The following is a 22,282-nucleotide window of genomic DNA, read 5'->3' as shown; positions in this document are numbered from 1 at the left end:
CTTGGACCACGACCTTGCCGGCGACCATGCGCCGGACCGGTGCCAACGCCTCGATCCGGCCGAGTTCATCAAGGCCAACATGCGCCTCGTGCCTGTTCCCGCGCTTCCCGAGATCCGGCTCTACGCACCCCATCCAGGCACAGGGTTGAGGCGGCTTGTCGAGCCGCACGAGGAAGCTGACGAGGATGCGCCGGAGCCGCAGCCGCCCTACTGGGCCTATGCCTGGGCCGGCGGCGCTGTGCTGGCACGTTACGTCTTCGACAAGCCTGAGGCCGTGGCTGGTCGCCGCGTGCTCGACCTCGGCGCCGGCTCGGGCCTTGTCGGCATCGCCGCCGCGAAAGCCGGGGCAGCCGAAGTGATCGCCGCCGAGGTCGACCGCAACGGCATCGCCGCCATCGGCCTCAATGCCGCGGCCAACGGCGTCGCGGTCGCCATTATCGAAAAGGATATCACCAAAGGCCCGCCACCGCCCGTCGACCTCGTGCTGGCGGGCGACGTGTTTTACTCCAGCGAGGTTGCCCTGCGGGTCATCCCGTTCCTCGATCGCTGCCTGGCATCGGGCATGGAAGTGCTGGTCGGCGACCCCGGCCGCAACGATTTGCCGCTCTCGCGGCTGCGATTGATTGCTGAGTATGAGGTGCCGGATTTTGGAGATGGGATAGGGGGTGCGAGGAGGGCGAGCGGGGTGTTTTTGTTTGAGGCGGGAGAGCGGTAGGGCGACGGGCAAGGGCATCAGGTGGAACGGCGGGGCTCGACCGATGCTCGCCTTGGTACGCGTATGAACGCGTCCGTTAACAGCAACCGGCAGACAACACTTCCCAGCGCAAGTGTTTACATTGCCGACGGTTTCATGATTCATGCCGGCTACGTGACAGGACCCCAGATTAATGGATTCACCGGCGAAAGAATCTGATCCGCGCAAGCTCATTGTGACGGAACTCATGAAAGAAGATCCGGATTGGCTGGCCATCGAGCGCCTCACCAGGCAGATTGTCGCCACGGACGAGTCGAGGGTTCGCTTCACCGTCGACGCCGGTCACATCCAGCGCCTCGGAATGGAGCTCGTCGGCAAGCAGGAGACTGCGGTTTCCGAACTGATCAAGAACGCTTACGACGCAGACGCGACCTCGGTCTCGCTGGACTTCCTAAACTCGACCAAGGAAGGCGGTACGCTTATCATCAAGGATGACGGCGTGGGAATGACCGAGGAGACTATCAGGTCTTCATGGATGAGAATTTCGACCGACGCAAAGTCTGTCGAGCCAACCTCGCCCCTTTATGGTCGGAGGCGGGCCGGACGTAAGGGTATAGGCCGCTTCTCGGCACAGCGGCTCGGCGCGACGCTGACCCTAGAAAGCAATCCGCAAGGTCTAGACGAGGGGTTGCGCGTCGAGTTCCATTGGGACGAGGATTTTGGTGAGGGTACGGATCTCAGCGACGTATTCTCGTCCATCACCCGCTTCCCCAAAAAGCCTGAGGTCTTCGGAACCACGCTGACGATCGGGTCCCTTCGGGATGCCTATACGGCGGCCTCGTTGGACAAGATCTGGCGTTCCGTCGTCCTGCTCCAGTCTCCGCACCGCGTCGCACCCGTGCAGGGCTTGGTTTCCGACCCCGGCTTCCAGGTACACTTGAACGGCACGACGCGTGCCGAGAAGTCGAAGCATCTATCAGTAGAATCTACGTTCATCTCGCAGGCGCTAGCGTTCATAGAAGCGGGGATTGAGGAGGACGGAAGCGCATGGGCGCGAGTCACCTCGAAAAAGCTCAACTTGGACGAGCGTCACGAGTACCAGGAGAAATTCCTGACGACGGGCAAAGTGCGTTTCTCGTCATATTATTTTATCTATTCGGCGAACACGCTGTCCGGAATGAACATGAAGGATGCAGCCGAGATGGGTCGCCGACACGGCGGCATCCGCATCTATAGGAACGGGTTCAGGGTTCTTCCATACGGTGAAGAATCGAACGACTGGCTGAGCCTCGATATTGACGTGTCCCGCAGGGATTTCCTGTTCCCGGCCAACAACCGAAACTTCTTCGGGCAGATCGATATCAACTCGGTCAACAACCCGCTGTTTGAGGAAACGAGCAGTCGCGAGGGTCTTCTTGAAAACGCGGTATTTCTCGAACTGACGAACTTTGCACGTGAGGCAGTGGAATGGGCCGCGCAGCGGATAGCGGAGGTTCGGCATAGGAAGACCCGCGCCGATCAGCGTGACTTCCGGTCCTTGGTCAGGCCGTCCGAACTCGTGAGAGACATCAAGGATGACCTGAAGGGATCAAGCCAAGACGAGACCCATGTCGTCCCCAAGGTGGTCAAGGCGCTCGAACAGGCGGAAGCGCAGATGATCGCCTTCGAGACGACTGTGGACGCGGAGCGGGCAGCCTCACTCGAATACGAGAACATGCTGCGCCTGCTGGCTTCCCTTGGCCTCTCGATAAGCGTATTCGGTCATGAGGTCACGGGAGCCAGGGAAGCGGCGGCGGCCTACCTCATGGTCCTCGGCAAACGCATCCAGTCCCTTCCGGACGAATTCAGGGCGTCCCTCTCGCGGCTGAATGCGGATCTCGAGCAGTCGATCAACCGTCTGTTCGACATCGGAGCCTACATCTCTGGCCTAACCTCGAGCACTGAGAGCCGCGAACTGCACACGCAGTCGATCCTGGGGTCTGTTGAGCGTTTCACCGATCAGTTCGCCGAGTACATGTCGAAGCAACAGGTCGAGTTCACCGTGGACGTATACCCTCCGTATCTGCGTACGATGCCCATGCACACAAGCGAACTCGACGCGGTGCTGCTGAACTTCCTGACCAACTCGGTGAAATCGATGAAGCGCGCGAGGGTGGCCAACCGCAAGGTCAAGATCGACGCCAGGGCCGAGGGTCGGCACGTGGTAATAGGCTTCGAGGACAATGGGGCTGGCATTCCCCAAGAAATCAGAACTCGGATATTCAATGCGTTCTTCACGACCACCGTTGGAAGCGACGATGACAGCATCATGGGACCGGGAACAGGTCTCGGGCTGAAGATCGTTTCGGACATCTCGGAAAGCTATGGCGGCTGGACAGAAGTTGCGACTCCGAGTGACGGGTACTCGGCCCGACTTGAATTCCGGGTGAACTCCGACACGGGCAAGGATTCGTAGAATGTTCAACGGATATTTCGTCGACGATCAGGACAAGGTCTACGCTGAGTTGCTGAGCCGTGACGGTATACTGAAGGTCGAGCATGTCGAAGTGTCCGAGCTAATCGTACTTGCGAAGGAGTTGCTCGAAAAGAAGCCGGACATCGTGGCCCTGGACTACCGCCTCGATGAGAAGCTGACGAAGATCAAACCTGACCAGACATACAAGGGCAGCGCGCTCGCCCAGCACCTCCGCGATGTTGCCATAGACCACCCGGAGCGAGATTTCCCACTTATCCTGGTATCGTCCGAAGAAAAGCTGCAGAAGCTTTACCGACCGGACCGGACCGCCCACGATCTTTTCGACCGTGTCTATACCAAGGCCGAGATCCTGACCGAGTCCGAACGGGTCCAAGCCGAGAGCATCGACCTCTGCGCGGCGTATGCTCGCCTCCGCAACCTTGAGGGTAAGTACGAGGTCGTCGACCTTACGGGAATCGATGTCGACGACGCCGACCAGATCAATTTCCAAGAATTCAGAGAGTTGGTCGAGACATCGAAGGCTCCTCATCTGGTCGTGAAGTCGTTCTATCGGCAGTTGATCAAGCGGGTTGGCCCTCTCCTCTCGATGGATGACGTTGCCGCGAGGCTTGGTGTTTCCACTGACTCGGTACAACTTGCATTGGATGCCCTTGACGACTCCGGTGCTCGCTACAAGGGTCTTCTTTCCGAAGGCTGGCCTCGCTGGTGGCTCTATCGCTTCGATCGGTGGGCGGAGAAAATTTTCGGCGGCCGCCCGATCCGTATTCCTGCCGACGCCCGCGCGAAAAAACTGTCTGAAGTACTCGGTAATGAGTTCTCGGCGGCAAAATCCCCGTGGAACGGCCGGGATGACGAACTCATCTCATTTTCCTGTGCATGCTGCAGGCTCCCGGCGGAAATACGACATTCGGTATCGCTGTTCGACTCAACGGTGCCGAGATATTCGACAGTCCCCCGCATCTGCTGGGACTGCGTGCAGACTGACAGATACCTCAAGGTTTCGCCCCCGCTTGTCATAGCGGATAGTGAAAAAGAGCTCGTCAAAGACGTGCTTCGGATGGACCGGAAAACTGACGAGGTCGTAGCTTGACGGAAGTCACGTCTGTTCAAGCGGGAAGCAGCCTCGCGACGATCGGCTATAAGCTGCTCGAGTTCGGAATCATCCAGAACGAAGGATTTAGCTCGATCAGCCGCGTCTCCCAGAAACTGAAAGGCGGAAAAGACTCTCTTCGATGGCTGGTCGAAGTGGACCGGTCGGAGCCGATCATTTTTGAAGAGGCGCTGGACTCGAAAGGGAACATCATCGTCCCCACGATCACCTGCGAAGGCATACAGGTCGATCAAAGAAAGGATGTCGATCATCCATTCTCCGCGCTCGACATCGCCATCGAAATCGGAGACGACAAAAAACAACCAGTCGCCCGATGGCATGTCGATCTTGCGAACGAAGACGAGAAAAACGGGCAAATACAGTCTGGCCCGCTATTCCACCTTCAGTACGGTGGGCATCAGCACGGTTTCAGGGAACTCGACGAGAAGCTGAAGGAGCCTCGGTGGTGCCACCCGCCAATGGATGTTGCTCTGCTCTGCGAGGTGGTCGCAGCGAATTTCTTTCCCGAGAAATGGGCGCAGTTGATCCAGGACCAAACCTGGTGCAAGTCGATCAAGGTGTTCGAGCGTCTATGCTACACTCAGTACATCGAGAAATTGACGCACAGCCTTGGAAGAAACGACAGTACCGCTCTAGGGTGTATGTGGGCGCTCCACTGGCGGTAGCGCCCTCGTCTTTGGATGCCTAATCCGCCGGACACCTGATAGGATTGACCGCATCCGCGCGCCCACTTCCTCCGCCGGATGACAATCATCGAGCCGGGAGTAGATGAAATCATCTGCGGCTTCGATGACCTTGTCATGTTCCCCGGCGCGCAGCAGCGCGTCAATCGTCGAGTACGCGGACTGAACTTCAACGTCGGCCACCCGAGGCATCAGCAACTTGATAGTTTCGGCTTCGCGAGGTTCGTGCTTGAGCACTCCTGAACCGTACCTGCGTCCGACCATTTCCGCCGATACCTGGGCGAAACTCGTCAGGATGCTGATCAAGACAATCTTCCACGAGAAATCACGTTCCTTGTGGAAGTAAACGCGATGAAGCGTGTTCGTGCAGTTGCAGCCCAGTTCGTTCAGGACGATGCGCGGACCAAGATGGTTCATTACCGGGAAGAACGCGTCGGGGGGGTTGGCATCGCTGGGATGATCCCATCGCGATCGCTTCTTGAATGTCGAAGTCGCCTCAATCCGAGTCTCGGGGAAAGTCTTTAGATAGGTGTCGATACGCTCGTTCGTGTCGCGCCGGATACCGTTCACGAGGTAGCCTTTTGCACCTCGAGCGACCGCACCGGCAAAGTCCTTTTGATTGAACCCGAGACCATTGAGGAAGCGGAACTTCGACACGATCGGTTCGCAGTCCTCTGCCAGGAGTCCCGAAAGTTGCAACGTGTCGTTCGAACGCAGGAAAAAATCGTTCGCACCAGTCACGATGCCGATCCTCAGTCGTGCGAACTCGCCGAAGGAGCGACAGGCGTCAGAGGAGATCAGCCGCGATACAAGTTCCGCGTCATCGGCCGCTAGGCCGATTTCGGCCGAGCGGACCGACCCGGTCTTGCCGCTCCACCTACTACCATCCCAGTCGGTGATCATCGACGCGAGTTCTTCAAGCGCATTCGCCTGACCGAACTGCAGGCTGCCGGAAACGGTCGCGTCCGGCGAGTGTCCGTCGGCTAGAAGGATGATCGTTTCCTCGTCGGTGCCCTCGGCAAGGAAAAGGCGGTCATGTACGACGAACGCCGCTGCCCGGGTGAAATGACGGGTCAGATAGTCGCGGAGCGCTGACGCGTACTCCGCGTGAACGAAAGCTCCCGGAAGCACCCAAGCCATACGGCCGCCAGACTTGAGGCGGGCGATAGAGTGAGCAACGAAGTATGCCCAAAGCCCTGCCCGGCCGCCCAGCTTTCCCGCCGCGCCGATCCGGCGGTTGAGCTCTTCGCGCCGCGAGGCTTCGATTTTCTGATACGGGATGTAAGGGGGATTCCCCATGACCACATCGAAGGACTCCGGCCAACCTTCCGGCCTTTCGACCGTCAAGAAGTCACCTTGGACAAACCTGACGAGGTCGGCCGGTCCGCCCAACACCTCACAAAGGTAGTCGAAGGCTACCGTGTCGATATCGCATCCATAAATTGAGTTCTTCGGATCCTTGGATCCGGAATTCTTTAGCGCTTTTACCGCCGACTGAAGGAAGCCGCATCCTCCGAAACTCGGCTCGAGGACTAGATCAGCGCGCGATCTGATCGCCCAGAAGGCGAGCATATCGCTCAGACGTTCGGGGGTATAATAAGCCCCGAGCTGACGACGCTCCTGCAGATCGCGCTCGCGTTTGCCCGCAACGATTGCCAACTACACTCTCCAGCTCTCATAACACATGATATAGGCCAATTCACGTGATGACATTTGCAAAGTCGCACAGGCCGTCGGCCACTTCGCTTCTGCAAACCTCGGGAAGACAGCCTACTGGCTAGAAACCAATGAGAAATTAAATTGCGCCTCTGATCGCAACGGCTTCACGGCTTAAGGCCTCTTGATGAGTTGTGGGCCTCAACTCCGCAATCCATGGCAAACCACCCTTCCGCCACCCCCTCCTACACCGTTTCCTTCACCCGTGCCGCCAAAAAATCCGGCAAATCAGCCACCGAATCCAGGATGACGTCGGCAATTGCGGCCAGAGATTCACGTGTGCCGGTCCCTGAGAGAACGCCGACCGCCAGGCCGCAGCCGCCGGCACGCGCCATTTCGAGATCGTGGCGGTTGTCGCCGACCATCGCGATCTGCGCCGGCTTCAGGCCGGTGAGATCGCAGAAGGCCTGGATCGTATCCGGCGCCGGTTTGGGATTGGCCACCGCGTCATAGCCATAGGCGGCGTCGAACAACTGCGCGACGCCGAGCGTCACCAGGGTCTTTTCCGCGCCGCTGGTTGAATCGTTGGTGGCGACGCCGAGCCGATAGGACCTTGCGTGCAAGGTGCCGAGCGTTTCGACGATTCCCGGCAGCGCCACCGCCATTGCCGAACCCTGCACCGAGGTGATCTGGTTGAAGCGGGCGACGGCCAGCATCTGGTCTTCGTCGGACAGGCGCGGAAACCACAGTTCGACGACGTCCAGATTGGTGCCGGAGGCAAAGATGGAGTCGGGTTTGAAGCGCCTGTTGGCAAAATCGAAGCCTGCGGCCGCAAGCAGCCTGTCGGCCTTCCAGCGATCGCCTTCGGAGGCGTCCATGGCCATGAAGTCGGCAACCCCTAGCCAGGTTGCATTGAAGTCGACAAGCGTTCCGTCCTTGTCGAACAATATTCCCTTGATGTCTGCCAATTCAGTCACTCCGAACCACGCAATTGGTGGATGTGTTCCACCAGGCCGGCGGTCGAGGCATCCCGCTTTGCGGCACTTTCCTTGCCTTCCACGACTGGCAGAAGGCCGGTGGCCAGTTCCTTGCCGAGCTCGACGCCCCACTGGTCGAAGGAGTTGATGTCGAACAGCGTTCCCTCGACGAAGACGCGGTGTTCGTAGAGAGCGATCAGGCGGCCGAGCGTGCGCGGGTCAAGCTTGCGATAAAGAATGGTGACCGAGGGCCGGTTGCCGGAGAAGACGCGGTGCGGAGCAATGCGATCGACATCGGCCGGCTTCATGCCCTTGGCCAGCATCTGCGCGCGCGCTTCCTCCAGCGTGCGGCCCCTCATGAAGGCTTCCGACTGCGCCAGGCAGTTGGCGAGCAGCAGGTCTTGATGGTGCTTCAGCTCCGGCTCGTGGCCGTTCGCCGCGGCGAGGAATTCGACCGGAATGAAATCGGTTCCCTGGTGCAGGAGCTGGAAGAACGCATGCTGGCCGTTGGTGCCGGGCTCGCCCCAGACCAGCGGCCCGGTCGGCGTCGCCACGGCGCCGCCGTCCAGGGTGACGCTCTTGCCGTTCGATTCCATGTCGAGCTGCTGGAGATAGGCCGGCAGCCTGGACAGGCGCTGGTCGTAGGGGATGACCGCGCGGGCCGGGTATTTGCAAACGACCCGATGCCACCAGCCGACAAGGCCAAGCAGCACCGGCAGGTTTTTGGCGAGCGGCGCGGCGCGGAAGTGTTCGTCCATTTCGTGCGCGCCATCGAGAAAGGCGCGGAAATTGCGTGGACCAATGGCGATCATCACAGGCAGGCCGATCGCGCCCCACACCGAATAACGGCCGCCGACCCAATCCCAGAAGCCGAAGACGCGGTCCGGCTCGATGCCGAACTTCGCCACCAGGTCGAGTGCCGTCGAGACGGCGGCGAAATGCTTGCCTACCGCTTCCTTGCCGAGCGCCTTCTGGACCCAGTCGCGCGCCGTCTGCGCATTGGTCATCGTTTCGACCGTGGTGAAGGTCTTGGAGGCGACGATAAAAAGCGTGGTCTCTGCGGAAAGGCCCATCAGCGTGTCGTGGATATGGGCGCCGTCGATGTTGGAGACATAGTGCGCGCGCGGCCCGTCATGATAGGGCGCCAGCGCCAACGTCGCCATGGCCGGGCCGAGATCGGAGCCGCCGATGCCGATATTGACGATATCGGTGATCTTCTTGCCGGTGGCGCCTGTCGCCTTGCCGGAACGCACCGCGTCGGCGAAGGCGCCCATCGCGTCCAATACGGCGATGACCTCCGCCTTCACATCCTGTCCGTCGAGCACGATGCCCTTGCCGGTCAGGTTGCGCAGCGCGGTGTGCAGAACAGCACGGTCCTCGGTGACGTTGATCTTCTTGCCGGCGAACATGGCGGCGCGGCGGCCTTCGAGATCGGCGGCGTCAGCCAGCTTCTCCAGCAGGTCCATCGTGCGCGCATCGACGGCGCATTTCGACCAGTCGAGCAACAGGTCGCCGTCGCTGGCGGAGAACGTCTTGAACCGCTGCGGATCGGCGGCGAAGGCCTGGCGCATATCGCCGGCTGCCGCGGCGCGATGGTCGCGCAAGGCGGCAAGCTGTTTTTGGAAGGCTGACTGATCCACCGGCGGGCTCCTGGGACTTTTGGATTATCTTAGCAGACCGGATGTTTCCGGCGCGTGTCGTCGCGCCAAACTATTGAGCCGAATTCCGTCCGGTCAATACGCGGCGATGACGCACTGCGTCACGCGGCGATGACGTACTGGGTTACATGGGATGCGAAGGACGAAAGATCACTGGCATAAATCCCAAAGATCAGAAAAATTGATTGGCGCAACCCCTTGTGCCACCGTTACATTCGACTGGTCCAGCCAAACGAAAAAGGCTGGCCATCGAGGAACATTTCCCATGCCACAGCGCAACGACACGGCCATATGGTCCGGCCTGTTCCGGATTTCGGCCGAATCCGGCCAGACCTTGCAGGCACAGATCCGCCAGGCAATCGTGGCCGCCATTCTCGACCGCCAGATCGCCGCTTCGATGCCGCTCCCGTCATGCCGGATATTGGCCGAAAAACTCGGCGTGGCGCGCGGAACCGTGGTGCTGGCCTTCCAGCAACTGGTCGACCAGGGTTTCCTGGTGGCGCGCGAGCGGCGCGGCCATTTCGTTAATCCCGACGTTTTGGCCACACCCGCCAAGCCGCATCAGAAGGCGCCCGACCAGGCCAACGAGATCGACTGGAAGGCACGCCGGCAGATCGCGGCCAGCGACATGCCGCCGCCGGCCAAGCATGAGAACTGGATCAAGTCGTCCTACCCCTTCGTCTATGGCCAGTTCGATCCGGCGCTGTTCCCGACCGCCGAGTGGCGCGAGTGCAACCGCATGGCGCTTGCCGTGCTGGAAATCCGCAACTGGGCCTCCGACATGGTCGATCGCGACGATCCGCTGCTGATCGAGCAGATCCAGGCGCGGCTGCTGCCCAGGCGCGGCATCTTCGCCAACCCCGACGAGATCATCGTCACGCTGGGCGCCCAGAACGCGCTCTACATGCTGGCGACGCTTCTGATGACCAAGGGCTCGAAGGTGGCGATGGAAGATCCGGGCTACCCCGACGCACGCTCGATCTTCCGGCTCGCCGGCGCCGACATCCAGCCGGTGCCGGTCGACCAGTCCGGCATCGTAACCTCTTCCATTCCGAACGATTCCGGCTTTGTCTTCGTCACGCCCAGCCATCATTGCCCGACCATGGTGCCGCTGTCGGCGGAACGCCGGCAGGACCTTCTCGCGCGCGCCAACCGCTATAACCAGATCATCATCGAGGACGGCTATGACAGCCAGCTTCTCGACGAGGCGCCGCAGCAGGCCTTGAAGAGCCTCGACCGCTCGGGCCGCGTGATCTATGTCGGCTCGATGTCGAAGACGCTGGCTCCAGGCCTGCGGCTTGGCTACATCGTCGCCTCGGCTGGACTAATCGCCGAACTCAGGGCGCTGCGCCGCTTCATGCTGCGCCATCCGCCGGCCAACAACCAGCGCGCGGTCGCGCTGTTCCTGTCGCTCGGCCACCACGAGGCGCTGGTGCGGCGGCTGTCGAGCGCCTTCGACGAGCGGCGCAAGCGGCTGGTCCATGCGATTTCCGCCTTCCTGCCCGAGTGGCGGTCGACCGACTCGGCCGGCGGCACGTCGCTGTGGCTGGAGGGGCCGCGCGGCACCGATTCGCGCGGACTGGCCGAGGCCGCCGCCTCGCGCAGCGTCATCATCGAACCGGGCGACCGCTTCTTCGACCGCACCGAAAAGCCTTCGCGTTTCATGCGCTTGGGCATCTCCTCGATCGCGCTGCAGCACATCGAGCCCGGCATCCGTGAACTTGCAACCGCCGCAGGCCGCAGGCCGGCGGCGGCCTGATCACCTCGGCCTGACCACCTCCCAGGAGCCGCGCAGCAGCGGCTCCTGCTTCTTTAGCGCTGGCATATGCAACCGGACCGGCTGGCTCATAGGCTGTGCCAATGCCGGCGGCATAGTCGAGGCCTAAAGGGGACGAAGCAGCCGATGGTGGACCAACCGCCGCCCTGCTTCCGAGAAAAGGTGGAGTGCTTCCATGTCAGTGGCTGTCGAAAAGCAGGACGCGGCCGACCAGCGTTCGCGCCGCTCCGGCGGACGCGAAGCGCGTCGCGCCATGCGTGCGGCGCCGCTCGCCGACGACATCAGGCCGGTTCGCGCCGGCCTCGAGGGGGGCAGCTACGGACCGCTCAGCGGCAATGATTGCGAGCGCATTCACGAAGCGGTGCTGACCCTGCTGGAGACGGTCGGCTTCGCCAACGCAATCCCTTCCTGTATCGAGGCGCTGACCAAGGCCGGCGCCAACTATGGCGATGACGGCCGTATCCGTTTCCCGCGGGCACTGGTGCTCGACACGATCAAGCGAGCGGCGCGGCATTTCACGCTGCACGGCCAGGACCCGAAGCACGACATGGTGATCCAGGGCAAGCGCGTGCATTACGGCACGGCGGGTGCTGCCGTGCACCTTGTCGACGTCGAGAAGCGCGAGTACCGCGAATCCTTGCTGCAGGACATCTATGACGCCGCGCGCATCGTCGATGGGCTCGATAACATCCATTTCTTCCAGCGGCCCATGGTGCCGCGCGACATTCCCGATCCGCTCGAAATGGACTTCAACACGCTTTACGCCTGCGTGATGGGCACGTCCAAGCATGTCGGCACGTCCTTCACGGTGCGCGAGAACGTGCAACCGGCGCTCGAAATGCTCTACGCGATCGCCGGCGGCGAGGAGAATTTCCGGGCCCGGCCGTTCGTGTCGAACTCCAACTGTTTCGTCGTGCCGCCGATGAAATTCGCCGAGGACGCCTGCGGCGTGCTCGAGGCTTGCGTCGAAGGCGGCATCCCGATCCTGCTGCTTTCGGCCGGACAGGCCGGCGCCACCGCTCCGGCGGCGATCGCGGGTGCGGTGGTGCAAGCCGTGGCCGAAGTGCTGGCCGGCCTTGTCTATGTCAACACCATCAAGCCGGGGCATCCGGCGATCTTCGGTACCTGGCCGTTCGTGTCGGACCTGCGCACCGGCGCCATGTCCGGCGGCTCGGCCGAACAGGCGGTGCTGACCGCGGCCTGCGCGCAGATGGCGCAGTTCTACGACCTGCCGGGCGGTTCGGCCGCCGGCATGACGGATTCGAAACTGCCTGACATCCAGTCCGGCTATGAAAAAGGCATTACCAATGTGATGGCCGGCCTATCCGGCCTCAACCTGGTCTACGAATCGGCCGGCATGCACGCTTCCCTGCTCGGCTTCTGCCTGGAAAGCCTGATCATCGACAACGACATGCTGGGCCATTGCCTGCGCTGCGTACGCGGCATCGAGGTGACGGACGACGCGCTGTCGATCGACACCATCGCCGATGTTTGCCTGAAAGGTCCGGGCCACTATCTCGGGAACGAGCAGACGCTGAAGCTGATGCAGACCGAGTATTTCTACCCCGCCGTCGGCGACCGGTTTTCGCCGAAGGAATGGAACGAGAAGGGCCGGCCCGACATATTACAGCGGGCGATCGCGGAGAAGAAACGCATCCTCGCCGAACGCTTCCCGCGCCATGTGCCGAAGCCGCTTGATGACAGGCTGCGCGCCCGCTTCGGCGACATGATCAAGCTGCCGCGCAACGGCATGGGCGGCTGAGAACGCCCCCCCGGTGAACAGGTTAGTCCGCGCTCAGCCCATAATGTTCGACGACCTCGGTATTGACCAGCTTGGCGTGTAGCGCCATCAGCACGATCTGGGCGTCGAAACTGTCTCCGGCATCGACCGCGGCCTCTATCCGACGCTCCACGTCCTGCCGCGGCTGCGCGCCATGAGAGCGCTCGAATGCCTCAGGCCCAGCAATACAATAGCTGAACAAACACGCCACTTGCGCATAGGCCTGCGGCGGCGGCTCGTCGGGCCAGTGATCCTTCATCAGATTGACGAGGGTGAGCTTTACGCCCTCCGGCACCAGGGCGGGATGCAAGTCCGCGCCGCGCAAGGCGCTGTCGAGCTGCCTCAAATCGCCCGAGCGGCCGAACAGTCCGAGGAAGCCGAGGGAAGAGCGCCGTGCGGCCATGATATTCCGATCCCGTTTTCAACCAATTAGGTGGTTCGCCAGCGGAATACAAAGAGAGGCAGATATTTAGCCGGTTGCCGCCAAAAGCAGAACACCCGCCAGGGCCGATCCGGCAAGCGTCGGCAGCATGCCGATTTTCAGTTTGAGGATGGCGATCATGGCAGCGCAGGACAGCAGCGCGGCACGCCAGTCGATCGAGGACAGCACCGGCACCTCCGTTCCGAGCCCCGTCGCACGCACGTCGCGGAAGATGACGTGCAATGCGAACCACAGGGCCAGATTCATGATGACGCCGACGACCGCCGCGGTGATTGCGCCCAATGCCGCCGACAATGCCTTGTGGCCGCGCAGCGCTTCGATGTAGGGCGCACCGAGGAAGATCCAGAAGAAGCACGGCGTGAAGGTAACCCACAGCGTAAGCAACGCTCCGAGCGATCCGGCAAACAACGGATATGACGATCCGGAATGGCGGAACGCGGCAAGGAAGCCGACGAACTGCAGGACCAGGATGAGCGGTCCGGGCGTGGTTTCGGCAAGGCCCAGGCCATCGACCATTTCTCCTGGCGCAAGCCAGCCGAGAGAGCCTACGGCCGCTTGCGCGACATAGGCCAGAACGGCATAGGCGCCGCCGAAGGTGACGACCGCCATAAGGCTGAAGAAGCCGCCGATCTGCGTCCAGACGCTGTTTGCCGATGTGAACGCCCAGATCAGCAGAACCGGCCCAAGCCAGATCGGCAGCCAGATCGCGATGGTCCGCGGTGCGTGCCATCGCGTCGGCCTGGTATGGGCAAGTTCGCCGCGCTCGAACATCAGATCGACCGCGCCCCTGACGTCGGGAGCGTCGTCCTTGCTGTGCGCGGTGCCAGAAAACAGGGCCGGCGCAATGCTGTTTCCGGCCCATCCCACCAGTCCTGCAAAAAGGATGAGGAGCGGGAACGGGACGTTGAGCACATAGATGCCGATAAAGGCGCAAAGCGCGATCGCCACCATCACCCGGTTCTTCAAGGCCCGCCGGCCGATGCGGATCACGGCCTCGATCACGATCGCCAGCACCGCCGCCTTCACGCCGAAAAACAGCGACTCGACCAACGGCGCATCACCATAGAGCGCATAGAGAATGCTCAAGGCGAGCATAACGAGCGCGCCGGGCACGACGAAGAGGACGCCGGCGACAAGACCACCGATCGTCTTGTGCAGCAGCCAGCCGATATAGATGGCGAGTTGCTGGGCCTCGGGACCGGGCAGCAGCATGCAGTAGTTCAGCGCATGCAGGAAACGCTGCTCGCCGATCCAGCGCTTTTCCTCGACCAATTCCCTGTGCATGAGCGCGATCTGCCCGGCCGGTCCGCCGAAACTGAGCAACCCGATCTTCGCCCAGAGCTTTGTGGCCTCGCGGAAGCTCGGGACCGCGGGCGCCTCGATGAGGTCGGCACTTTCTTCGGAAAGGAGGGAGTTCATGACGCCTTCGCTCCCGCCGGCCAATTGTGCGTCTCGCCGGTGGCGTCGCGGCACCAGCGGAAGAACGCGTCGTAAAGCAGCATGCCGGCATCCAATTGTTGCAGGTCATCGCGAAACATGCGCGACAAACCAAGCGAGGCGGCGAGAAATCCCGCCGCCTGCGGAACCAGGTCGAGGCTCGCCGTGTCGGCTGCGCGCACGATCACGGCGAGGCGGTCGAGCGCTTCGGATTCGAGCCCGAACTCCTCGAGCATCGTGTCGAAGGTGCAGCGCTCGCCGCGATGGCTCCAGAACGCATTGTCGATGTCGAAAGGAACGGCCTGAAAACGATCGGCGACATCGGGCACTTCCGCCGCGTCGACGAACAGGAAGACCGCTTGAGGATCGACGAAACGGCGGATCAGCCAGGGGCAGGCGATGCGATCGACTTTGGGCCGGGCCCGCGTCACCCAGACGGTGCGGCCCCTGTCGTCACGAGGCGGCATCCTGTCGGCACGGACCAGAAGGCCGTGGGCGTCCCGCCAGGCTTCGAAGCCGCCTTCGAGCGATTCGGCGGCGATCCCTTCATGGCGCAACCATGCGGCGACGCCTTGCGAGAGCTTTTTTCCCTGCTGGCAGACGACCGCCACGCGGCTACCGGCGAAGTCGGCTGCCCAAGTCTGGACGGTTTTGAAATCGCGCCGGTACGACGCCGGCAGCAAACGTGGATCGGCGTTATAGTCGTCATCGGTACGGATATCGAGGATTGCAGGCGCGCCCGGCAAACCGACCATACGGATCAGTTGCGGCACGGTGACAGCGGTTGTTGACGGCATGGCGTCCACCTCCTGAAAGAGAAGCCTGGACGCGAACGTTGGGCTGACGCCTCACGGGGTCGTCGCGATGAACCCCTTGCAGCGATGGTGGATTTGTTGGGCAGGCTTGTCAAGGACGCAATGTCCTCGGTCCATGGCGGGCCGCGAAACGAAAAAACGACCGGCGGCCGATCAGGGCCGCCGGTCGATCGCGCCGATGGAATACAACGAACTGCGCTATATCGGCTGGTATCTCGAGGAGATCAGCCGGGCCAGCGGCCCGGCTCCCGCCCTTCGCGTTATTCTGCGCTGAGCCCGTATCGGTCGACGACCTCGGCGTCGATCAGCTTGGCATGCAGCGTCATGAGCACGACCCGCGCGTCGAAACTGTCGCCGGATTCAAGTGCTGCCTCGATGCGCTCAGCCTCCAGCATCCGCTCCTGGCCATTGGCTTGCTCGAAGGTTTCGCGACCCGCGATGCAATAGCTGCACAATTGTGCGACGGATGGATAGGCCTGTGAGGGCGGCTCGTCGGGCCAGTGATCCTTCATCAGGTTGACGATGGTAAGCTTTACACCCTCCGGCACAAGGGCGGGATGGAGATCGGCGCCGCGCAATGCGGCATCGATCTGCCTGAGGTCGCTCGAACGGCCGAACATGCCGAGGAAGCCGAGGGAGGAGCGCCGTTGCGCCATGATGGTTCGTCCTGTTCTCGTCAGCCCACCATGTGTGCACCCGCACCGGCGGCCGCAAGCAAAAGCACAACGACCCAGGGTGGCGTCTTCATAACGACGAGCAACAAGAATCCAGCGAATGCAAATGCGAAATCGAAAGGCGCGTGCACCGCGCCCAGCCAGACCGGATTGTAGAAAGCGGCCGCCAATATGCCAACGACGGCGGCGTTGGCACCACGCATGGCGGCTTGAGCCCGTGGCAGCCTGCGCAGACCGTCCCAGAAAGGCAGCGTGCCGTAGACCAGGAGAAGCCCCGGCAGAAACACGGCGGCGAGCGCTATGGCGGCACCGACGAGTCCATTCGGCGGCGGCCCGCTGATGGCACCGAGATAGGCCGCAAAGGTAAACAATGGCCCGGGCACGGCCTGGGCGGCGCCATAGCCCGCCAGGAACGTTTCTGCTGGCACCCAGCCTGTGGTTACGACCTGGTTTTGCAGCAGCGGCAGCACGACGTGGCCCCCGCCGAAGACCAATGCGCCCGAGCGATAGAACGCGTCGAACAGCTTCAATGCCTGGCTGCCGGTCGAAGCTGCCATGATCGATGGCAGCACAAACAGTGCCGCGAAAAGAAACAGGGCGGCAAACGCCGAAGGCCTGCCGACCGGATAAGCCAGTTGTCCGCCAACCGGCAGCGATCCGGCCCGGCAGACCAGCAAACCGGCGGCTGCTCCACCAGCGATGGCGGCGATTTGGCCAAAGGCACTGCCTGCAAGGGTGACGAGCGCCAGAGCGCCGAGCGCGATGCAGATTCGCTGAATATCGGGCGTCAGGTTTCTGCCCATTCCCCAAAGCGCCTGCGCCACCACGGCCACGGCAACGAGCTTCAGGCCGTGGATGACCCCTTGGGCGGTCGGGCCACCCAGCGACGCGGCGCCGGCCGCGAAGGTAAGCAAAAGCAGCACTGACGGCACGGTAAATCCGGTCCATGCGGCAAGGCCGCCCAGCAGCCCCCTGCCGCGCAGAACGCCGAGGGAAAAACCGACCTGGCTGGAGGCCGGACCGGGCAGGAATTGGCACAGCGCGACAAGATCGGCATAGCCGGCCTCGTCGAGCCATTGGCGTCGCTGGACGAGCTCTACGCGAAAATAGCCAATGTGGGCGATCGGGCCGCCGAAAGAAGTGAGCCCGAGCTTCAGGAAGACGGAAAATATCTCCGCCAGCGGGTGAACTGGCCAGGTATCGGCCCCGCACTCATCATCATCGTCGGTTCGCATTCCAGCCATCGCAGTGCGAAGCTAGAGCATAGATCGCGAAACCGTAACCGGTTTCAGAATCTGCATGCAGGCCGGATGCTCGGGCAAGCTGGCGATAAATCCGCTTAACTGAATGCGCGACGGCCAGGTCCGGGAGACCTAGCCACCGATCGAAGATGAGATTTCGGAGCTGTCAGTGATTGTCTCGGGGCATGCCCTTCGTATGAGCGACGTCCTGGTATTTCACCGCCGGTTTCAGCACCATGCCGCCCGAGAACTGGTCGACCATACCGCGCTGGATTTCCTGCCACGGCGTCTGGTGCTCGGGATAGTGGTAGCCGCCATTGTTCTGCAGCTCGGCGCGGCGGCGGGAGATCTCGTCATCGGTGACGAGAATGTTGGCCGTGCCCTTTTTCAGGTCGATGCGAACGCGGTCGCCCGTCTTGAGCAATGCAAGCCCGCCGCCGATGGCGGCTTCCGGCGAGGCGTTGAGGATGGAGGGCGAACCCGACGTGCCGGACTGGCGGCCGTCGCCGATGCAGGCCAGCGCGTGGATGCCCTTCTTGATGAGATAGGCCGGCGGCTGCATGTTGACGACCTCGGCGCCGCCGGGATAGCCGACGGGACCGGCGCCGCGCATGAACAGGATGGTATGCTCGTCGATCCCTTGCGCCGGATCGTCGATGCGGGCGTGGTAATCCTCAGGTCCGTCGAAGACCATGGCGTTGCCCTCGAAGGCCTCGGGGTCCTTCGGGTTGGAGAGATAGCGCTCGCGGAATTCGGGCGAGATGCCGCTGGTCTTCATGATCGCCGAATCGAACAGATTGCCCTTGAGGTTGATGAAGCCGGCATTGGCCTTCAGCGGCTCGGCGACGGTGCGGATGACTTCGCGGTTCTCGTTGACGGCATCGCGGCAATTGTCGCCCATTGTCTTTCCGTTGGCGGTCAGAGCATCCGGATGCGGCAGCAGCCCGGCTTTCATGAGCTCCGCCACCACGGCCGGCACGCCGCCCGCGTGATGGTAGTCCTCGCCCAGATATTCGCCCGTCGGCTGGAGATTGACGATGAGCGGCACGTCGAGGCCGATCTTCTGCCAGTCGTCATTGTCGAGCGGCACGCCGAGATGGCGGGCGATGGCGTTCAGATGGATCGGCGCGTTGGTGGAGCCGCCGATCGCCGAATTGACGACGATGGCGTTCTCGAAGGCCTTGCGCGTCATGATGTCGGACGGCTTCAAATCCTCGTGCACCATGTCGACGATGCGTTTTCCCGTCTCGTAGGCGATCTGGCCGCGCTCGCGATAAGGAGCCGGAATCGCCGCCGAGCCCGGCAGCTGCATGCCGAGCGCCTCGGCCAGCGAGTTCATGGTGGTGGCGGTGCCCATGGTGTTGCAATAACCGGTGGACGGCGCCGAGGAGGCGACGATGTCCATGAACTCGTCATAGTTGATCTCGCCGGCCGACAGGCGCTGGCGCGATTCCCAGACGATGGTGCCCGAACCCGTGCGCTTGCCCTTGTGCCAGCCATTGAGCATGGGGCCGACCGACAGCGCGATCGCCGGAATGTTGACGGTCGCCGCTGCCATCAACAGCGCCGGCGTCGTCTTGTCGCAGCCGATAGTGAGCACGACGCCGTCAAGCGGATAACCATAGAGCACTTCTACCAGGCTCAGATAGGCAAGGTTGCGGTCGAGAGCTGCGGTCGGGCGCTTGCCGGTCTCCTGGATCGGGTGGCACGGGAACTCGAAAGGAATGCCGCCCATCGAGACGATGCCTTCGCGCACGCGTTTGGCGAGCTCGATATGGTGGCGATTGCAAGGCGACAGGTCGGAACCGGTCTGGGCGATGCCGATCAGCGGCTTGCCCGACATCAGTTCGGCGCGCGTCAGCCCGTAATTCAGGTAACGCTCCAGATAGAGTGCCGTCATGCCCGGATTGTCGGGGTTGTCGAACCACTCCTGCGAGCGAAACTTTTTCTTTCCTGCGAGGGCGCCAGCCATCATGATCTCCGTATTTGTATGACAAATCGATATGACAACGCGCGGGTGCAGGCAAGGGGCACGCGTGATCTGAATCCGGACTTTGGTGCGATAGACATCAATCGGGCCGCACGCTACCAACAATCCGACATTGGTCGTCCGGGAGGTTCTGATGGCTTTGGTGATCGAGGGCGAGGAGCGCATTGCCGCACCCCTCCAGAAAGTTTGGGAAGCGCTGAACGATCCGGCGGTGCTGAGAGAAAGCATCCCCGGCTGCCAGAGCCTGGAAATGAAGTCGCCGACCGAGATGGCGGCGACGGTGGTGCTGAAGATCGGCCCGATCAAGGCAACCTTCAACGGCGAAGTGACGTTGAGAAATCTCAATCCCCCGCATGCCTACACGATCCAGGGCGAAGGCAAGGGCGGCATCGCCGGCTTCGCCAAGGGCGGCGCCGACGTGACGCTGACCGAGGACGGGGCAGACGCGACGGTGCTCAAATACGCAGCCAAGGCCGAAGTCGGCGGCAAGATCGCCCAGCTCGGCAGCCGGCTGATCGAATCGACCTCGAAGAAATTGGCGGGACAGTTCTTTTCGAGTTTCGGCGAGAAGGTGAGTGCTGCTTAGGCTGGTCTATCCAGCGTTAGCACCGGACGAAAATTACTCGAAGACGATGCTCGGCACGGCGTCCGCGGCCGCGCCGCGCTCTTCGTTGACCCTGGCCCAGACCTTCGAAGCGATATCGCGATAGATCTTCGCTTCGGCACTGTCAGGCTTTGATGCCACCACCGGCGCGCCTTCATCCGAGCTTTCGCGGATGCCCATCTCCAGCGGCACCTCGCCAAGGAAGGTGACGCCGAGGCGCTCGGCCTCGCGGCGTGCGCCCCCATGGCCGAAGATGTCGTAGCGCTTGCCGGTGTCGGGGGCGAGGAAATAGCTCATGTTCTCGACGATGCCGAGCAGCGGCACGTCGACCTTCCTGAACATGTTGAGGCCCTTGCGAGCATCGATCAGGGCCAGATCCTGCGGCGTCGAGACGATGACCGCGCCGGCCAACGGCACCTGCTGGGCCATGGTGAGCTGGGCGTCACCGGTGCCAGGGGGCATATCGACGACGAGCACGTCGAGTGGGCCCCATTCCACTTCGCGCAGCATCTGCGTCAGCGCCGACATCACCATCGGCCCGCGCCAGATCATCGGCGTTTCCTCGTCGACGAGGAAGCCCATCGACATCACCTTGAGACCGTAATTCTGCATCGGTTTCAGGATCTTGCCGTCGACGGTCTGCGGCCGGCCGTGAATGTTGAGCAGCCTTGGCATGGATGGGCCATAGATGTCGGCATCGAGCACGCCCACTTTCAGCCCGTTGGCGGCGAGGCCGAGCGCCAGATTGACGGCCGTGGTCGATTTGCCGACGCCGCCCTTGCCGGACGCAACCGCGATGATCGCCTCTATGCCGGGCACCCCGCGCTTGCCCTGGCTGTGCGAGGCAGGCGCATGGGGCGCCGGGCGCGGCGCGGCAACGGGCGGGGCGGGACGCGGCGCCGGGCGCGCCGCGACAGGCGCCTCCATGCCGCCGCCCTTCTTCTCCGCCGTCAAGGCGACGACGGCGCCGGCGACACCGGGAATAGCCTTCACGACACGCTCGGCCGCGGCGCGCAATGGCTCCATCTCCTGCGCCCTGGCGGCCGGAACGGTGATCGAGAAGAACACTTTCGAATCGGCGATGAAAATTTCGGAAACCATGCCGAGGTCGACAATGTTGCCGGTGAAATCGGGGCCATTGACCGTTTTCAGGCGCTCGATGACGGTTTCCTTGGTGACGGACATGGCTGTTGTTTCCCTGGCGTTCGGCTGTTCACATAGTGCAGATCGCCGGCGGCTCCAAGCGCCAGGCCGCGACATCAGCCTGCCAGGCGAACCGCCAGATAGGTCAGGGCCGAAATCGCCGCCGTCGCCGGCAAGGTGACGACCCATGCGATGACGATGTTGCCGGCTATGCCCCAGCGCACCGCCGAGACACGGCGCGCGGCGCCAACGCCGATGATGGCGCCAGTGATGGTGTGCGTGGTCGAAACCGGAACACCGAGCCATGTCGCGGCGAAGAGGGTGATGGCGCCGCCGGTCTCGGCGCAGAATCCCTGCATCGGGTTGAGCCTGGTGATCTTGGAGCCCATCGTGTGGACGATGCGCCAACCGCCGAGCAGCGTGCCCAGCGCCAATGCCGACTGGCAAGTCAGGACCACCCAGAGCGGCACGTAGAAATCCGTTCCGAGCATGCCTTGGGAATAGAGCAGCACGGCGATGATGCCCATGGTCTTTTGCGCATCGTTGCCGCCATGACCGAGCGAATAGAGGGAGGCGGAAAAGAACTGCATGACACGGAAAGTGCTGTCGACGGCGAATGGCGTCTGGCGCACGAACAGCCAGGAAACCACCAGGATCAGGAGAAGCGCCAGGACAAAGCCGGTCGCCGGCGACAGCACGATGGCGGCGACCGTCTTGCCGAGCCCCGCCCAGACGATGGCACCCGTGCCGGCCTTTGCGACGCCTGCCCCGACCAATCCGCCGATCAGCGCATGCGAACTGCTCGACGGGATGCCGGCGATCCAGGTGACGATGTTCCAGACGATGGCGCCAACGAGGGCGGCGAAGATCACCGCCGGCGTGACGATGCTTGCATCGATGATACCCTTGCCCACGGTTTCGGCGACATGGAGGCCAAAGAACATGAAGGCGATGAAATTGAAAAAGGCCGCCCAGAACACCGCGTAATGCGGCCTCAGCACCCGGGTCGAGACAATGGTGGCGATCGAGTTGGCGGCGTCGTGCAGGCCGTTGAGAAAATCGAAGAACAGCGCGACGGCGACGAGGCCGACCAGCAGGGGAAAGGCGATCGCGACTTCCATCGC

Annotated in this window: 19 protein-coding genes; 8 read left to right on the top strand and 11 right to left on the bottom strand. The window is 62.3% G+C overall.

All coding sequences use genetic code 11. The annotated features are described in order from the left end of the window. Position 1 precedes the first annotated feature (1 nt). The 4 genes from LB566_RS14350 to LB566_RS14335 all read left to right on the top strand — a co-directional run bounded on the left by LB566_RS14350 (position 2) and on the right by LB566_RS14335 (position 4,946). Positions 2-715: a class I SAM-dependent methyltransferase gene (locus LB566_RS14350; RefSeq protein WP_411910477.1), complete on the top strand. Its 714-nt coding sequence runs from the start codon at positions 2-4 to the stop codon at positions 713-715. Between the two features lie 172 nt (positions 716-887). Then, positions 888-3,149 (top strand): ATP-binding protein, encoded by a 2,262-nt coding sequence (locus tag LB566_RS14345; RefSeq protein ID WP_224624876.1) that lies wholly within the window; start codon positions 888-890, stop codon positions 3,147-3,149. Between the two features lies 1 nt (position 3,150). Next, on the top strand, positions 3,151-4,260 hold the full coding sequence (locus tag LB566_RS14340) for a hypothetical protein (RefSeq protein WP_224624875.1): 1,110 nt from the start codon (positions 3,151-3,153) through the stop codon (positions 4,258-4,260). Then, positions 4,257-4,946 carry a hypothetical protein gene (locus LB566_RS14335; RefSeq protein WP_224624874.1) on the top strand — a complete coding sequence of 230 codons (690 nt, stop codon included), beginning with the start codon at positions 4,257-4,259 and terminating at the stop codon, positions 4,944-4,946. The genes LB566_RS14340 and LB566_RS14335 overlap by 4 nt, the downstream gene beginning before the upstream one ends. Here the strand turns inward: LB566_RS14335 and LB566_RS14330 are convergent. The 3 genes from LB566_RS14330 to pgi form a co-directional block, all read right to left on the bottom strand. Then, entirely contained in the window at positions 4,914-6,623 is a 1,710-nt protein-coding gene (locus LB566_RS14330) for an N-6 DNA methylase (protein WP_224624873.1), read from the bottom strand. The genes LB566_RS14335 and LB566_RS14330 overlap by 33 nt on opposite strands. A 242-nt stretch (positions 6,624-6,865) precedes the next feature. Next, positions 6,866-7,588 carry an HAD family hydrolase gene (locus LB566_RS14325; protein WP_224624872.1) on the bottom strand — a complete coding sequence of 241 codons (723 nt, stop codon included), beginning with the start codon at positions 7,586-7,588 and terminating at the stop codon, positions 6,866-6,868. A 5-nt stretch (positions 7,589-7,593) separates the two neighbouring features. Next, positions 7,594-9,237 carry a glucose-6-phosphate isomerase gene (pgi, locus tag LB566_RS14320; protein ID WP_224624871.1) on the bottom strand — a complete coding sequence of 548 codons (1,644 nt, stop codon included), beginning with the start codon at positions 9,235-9,237 and terminating at the stop codon, positions 7,594-7,596. Between the two features lie 283 nt (positions 9,238-9,520). Here pgi and LB566_RS14315 point away from each other — a divergent pair, with 283 nt between their 5' ends. Beyond that, the gene (locus LB566_RS14315; RefSeq protein ID WP_140497014.1) at positions 9,521-11,014 is read left to right on the top strand and encodes a PLP-dependent aminotransferase family protein; all 1,494 of its coding nucleotides are present in this window, start codon (positions 9,521-9,523) and stop codon (positions 11,012-11,014) included. Positions 11,015-11,207: 193 nt separating this feature from the next. Next, positions 11,208-12,794, top strand: coding sequence for a trimethylamine methyltransferase family protein (locus tag LB566_RS14310; protein WP_224624870.1), 1,587 nt, complete (start codon positions 11,208-11,210; stop codon positions 12,792-12,794). A 22-nt stretch (positions 12,795-12,816) separates the two neighbouring features. On the opposite strand, the gene LB566_RS14305 is transcribed toward LB566_RS14310, so the two are convergent. From LB566_RS14305 to LB566_RS14295, 3 genes are all read right to left on the bottom strand, one after another. After that, a complete protein-coding gene (locus LB566_RS14305; protein WP_140550188.1) occupies positions 12,817-13,215 on the bottom strand; it encodes a hypothetical protein in 399 nt (132 codons plus the stop codon). Between the two features lie 66 nt (positions 13,216-13,281). Beyond that, a complete protein-coding gene (gene chrA / locus LB566_RS14300; protein WP_224624869.1) occupies positions 13,282-14,673 on the bottom strand; it encodes a chromate efflux transporter in 1,392 nt (463 codons plus the stop codon). Then, positions 14,670-15,488 carry a chromate resistance protein ChrB domain-containing protein gene (locus LB566_RS14295; protein WP_224624868.1) on the bottom strand — a complete coding sequence of 273 codons (819 nt, stop codon included), beginning with the start codon at positions 15,486-15,488 and terminating at the stop codon, positions 14,670-14,672. The genes chrA (LB566_RS14300) and LB566_RS14295 overlap by 4 nt, the downstream gene beginning before the upstream one ends. Positions 15,489-15,621: 133 nt before the next feature. Between LB566_RS14295 and LB566_RS14290 the strand changes: the two genes are divergently transcribed. Further along, positions 15,622-15,780: a hypothetical protein gene (locus LB566_RS14290; RefSeq protein ID WP_224624867.1), complete on the top strand. Its 159-nt coding sequence runs from the start codon at positions 15,622-15,624 to the stop codon at positions 15,778-15,780. Here the strand turns inward: LB566_RS14290 and LB566_RS14285 are convergent. From LB566_RS14285 to LB566_RS14275, 3 genes are all read right to left on the bottom strand, one after another. Beyond that, on the bottom strand, positions 15,767-16,162 hold the full coding sequence (locus LB566_RS14285; protein WP_224624866.1) for a hypothetical protein: 396 nt from the start codon (positions 16,160-16,162) through the stop codon (positions 15,767-15,769). The two genes, LB566_RS14290 and LB566_RS14285, sit on opposite strands and share 14 nt — an antisense overlap. A 20-nt stretch (positions 16,163-16,182) precedes the next feature. Then, positions 16,183-17,415 carry a chromate efflux transporter gene (chrA, locus tag LB566_RS14280; RefSeq protein ID WP_224624865.1) on the bottom strand — a complete coding sequence of 411 codons (1,233 nt, stop codon included), beginning with the start codon at positions 17,413-17,415 and terminating at the stop codon, positions 16,183-16,185. A gap of 172 nt (positions 17,416-17,587) precedes the next feature. Beyond that, entirely contained in the window at positions 17,588-19,393 is a 1,806-nt protein-coding gene (locus LB566_RS14275) for an IlvD/Edd family dehydratase (protein ID WP_224624864.1), read from the bottom strand. Between the two features lie 151 nt (positions 19,394-19,544). Here LB566_RS14275 and LB566_RS14270 point away from each other — a divergent pair, with 151 nt between their 5' ends. After that, positions 19,545-19,997 carry an SRPBCC family protein gene (locus LB566_RS14270; RefSeq protein WP_224624863.1) on the top strand — a complete coding sequence of 151 codons (453 nt, stop codon included), beginning with the start codon at positions 19,545-19,547 and terminating at the stop codon, positions 19,995-19,997. A gap of 33 nt (positions 19,998-20,030) precedes the next feature. On the opposite strand, the gene LB566_RS14265 is transcribed toward LB566_RS14270, so the two are convergent. Both LB566_RS14265 and LB566_RS14260 read right to left on the bottom strand, forming a co-directional pair. Then, positions 20,031-21,200, bottom strand: a complete 1,170-nt coding sequence (locus tag LB566_RS14265) for an Mrp/NBP35 family ATP-binding protein (protein ID WP_224624862.1) — start codon at positions 21,198-21,200, stop codon at positions 20,031-20,033. A gap of 74 nt (positions 21,201-21,274) precedes the next feature. Next, complete coding sequence (locus LB566_RS14260) at positions 21,275-22,279, bottom strand: inorganic phosphate transporter (RefSeq protein WP_140550194.1); 1,005 nt, start codon at positions 22,277-22,279, stop codon at positions 21,275-21,277. Between the last annotated feature and the right edge of the window lie 3 nt (positions 22,280-22,282).

It is taken from the genome of Mesorhizobium sp. CA13, from assembly GCF_020165235.1.
GTDB lineage: Bacteria > Pseudomonadota > Alphaproteobacteria > Rhizobiales > Rhizobiaceae > Mesorhizobium.
This window is presented reverse-complemented; position numbering and strand designations above follow the sequence as displayed.

Bases quoted from the DNA above. Each gene is read 5' to 3' on its own strand.
- LB566_RS14310 (WP_224624870.1), top strand. From the start codon at position 11,208: ATGTCAGTGGCTGTCGAAAAGCAGGACGCGGCCGACCAGCGTTCGCGC.
- LB566_RS14340 (WP_224624875.1), top strand. From the start codon at position 3,151: ATGTTCAACGGATATTTCGTCGACGATCAGGACAAGGTCTACGCTGAG.
- LB566_RS14270 (WP_224624863.1), top strand. From the start codon at position 19,545: ATGGCTTTGGTGATCGAGGGCGAGGAGCGCATTGCCGCACCCCTCCAG.
- LB566_RS14305 (WP_140550188.1), bottom strand. From the start codon at position 13,215: ATGGCCGCACGGCGCTCTTCCCTCGGCTTCCTCGGACTGTTCGGCCGC.
- LB566_RS14275 (WP_224624864.1), bottom strand. From the start codon at position 19,393: ATGGCTGGCGCCCTCGCAGGAAAGAAAAAGTTTCGCTCGCAGGAGTGG.
- LB566_RS14265 (WP_224624862.1), bottom strand. From the start codon at position 21,200: ATGTCCGTCACCAAGGAAACCGTCATCGAGCGCCTGAAAACGGTCAAT.
- LB566_RS14295 (WP_224624868.1), bottom strand. From the start codon at position 15,488: ATGCCGTCAACAACCGCTGTCACCGTGCCGCAACTGATCCGTATGGTC.
- LB566_RS14260 (WP_140550194.1), bottom strand. From the start codon at position 22,279: ATGGAAGTCGCGATCGCCTTTCCCCTGCTGGTCGGCCTCGTCGCCGTC.
- chrA (WP_224624869.1), bottom strand. From the start codon at position 14,673: ATGAACTCCCTCCTTTCCGAAGAAAGTGCCGACCTCATCGAGGCGCCC.
- LB566_RS14315 (WP_140497014.1), top strand. From the start codon at position 9,521: ATGCCACAGCGCAACGACACGGCCATATGGTCCGGCCTGTTCCGGATT.
- LB566_RS14290 (WP_224624867.1), top strand. From the start codon at position 15,622: ATGGCGGGCCGCGAAACGAAAAAACGACCGGCGGCCGATCAGGGCCGC.
- chrA (WP_224624865.1), bottom strand. From the start codon at position 17,415: ATGCGAACCGACGATGATGATGAGTGCGGGGCCGATACCTGGCCAGTT.
- LB566_RS14345 (WP_224624876.1), top strand. From the start codon at position 888: ATGGATTCACCGGCGAAAGAATCTGATCCGCGCAAGCTCATTGTGACG.
- LB566_RS14285 (WP_224624866.1), bottom strand. From the start codon at position 16,162: ATGGCGCAACGGCGCTCCTCCCTCGGCTTCCTCGGCATGTTCGGCCGT.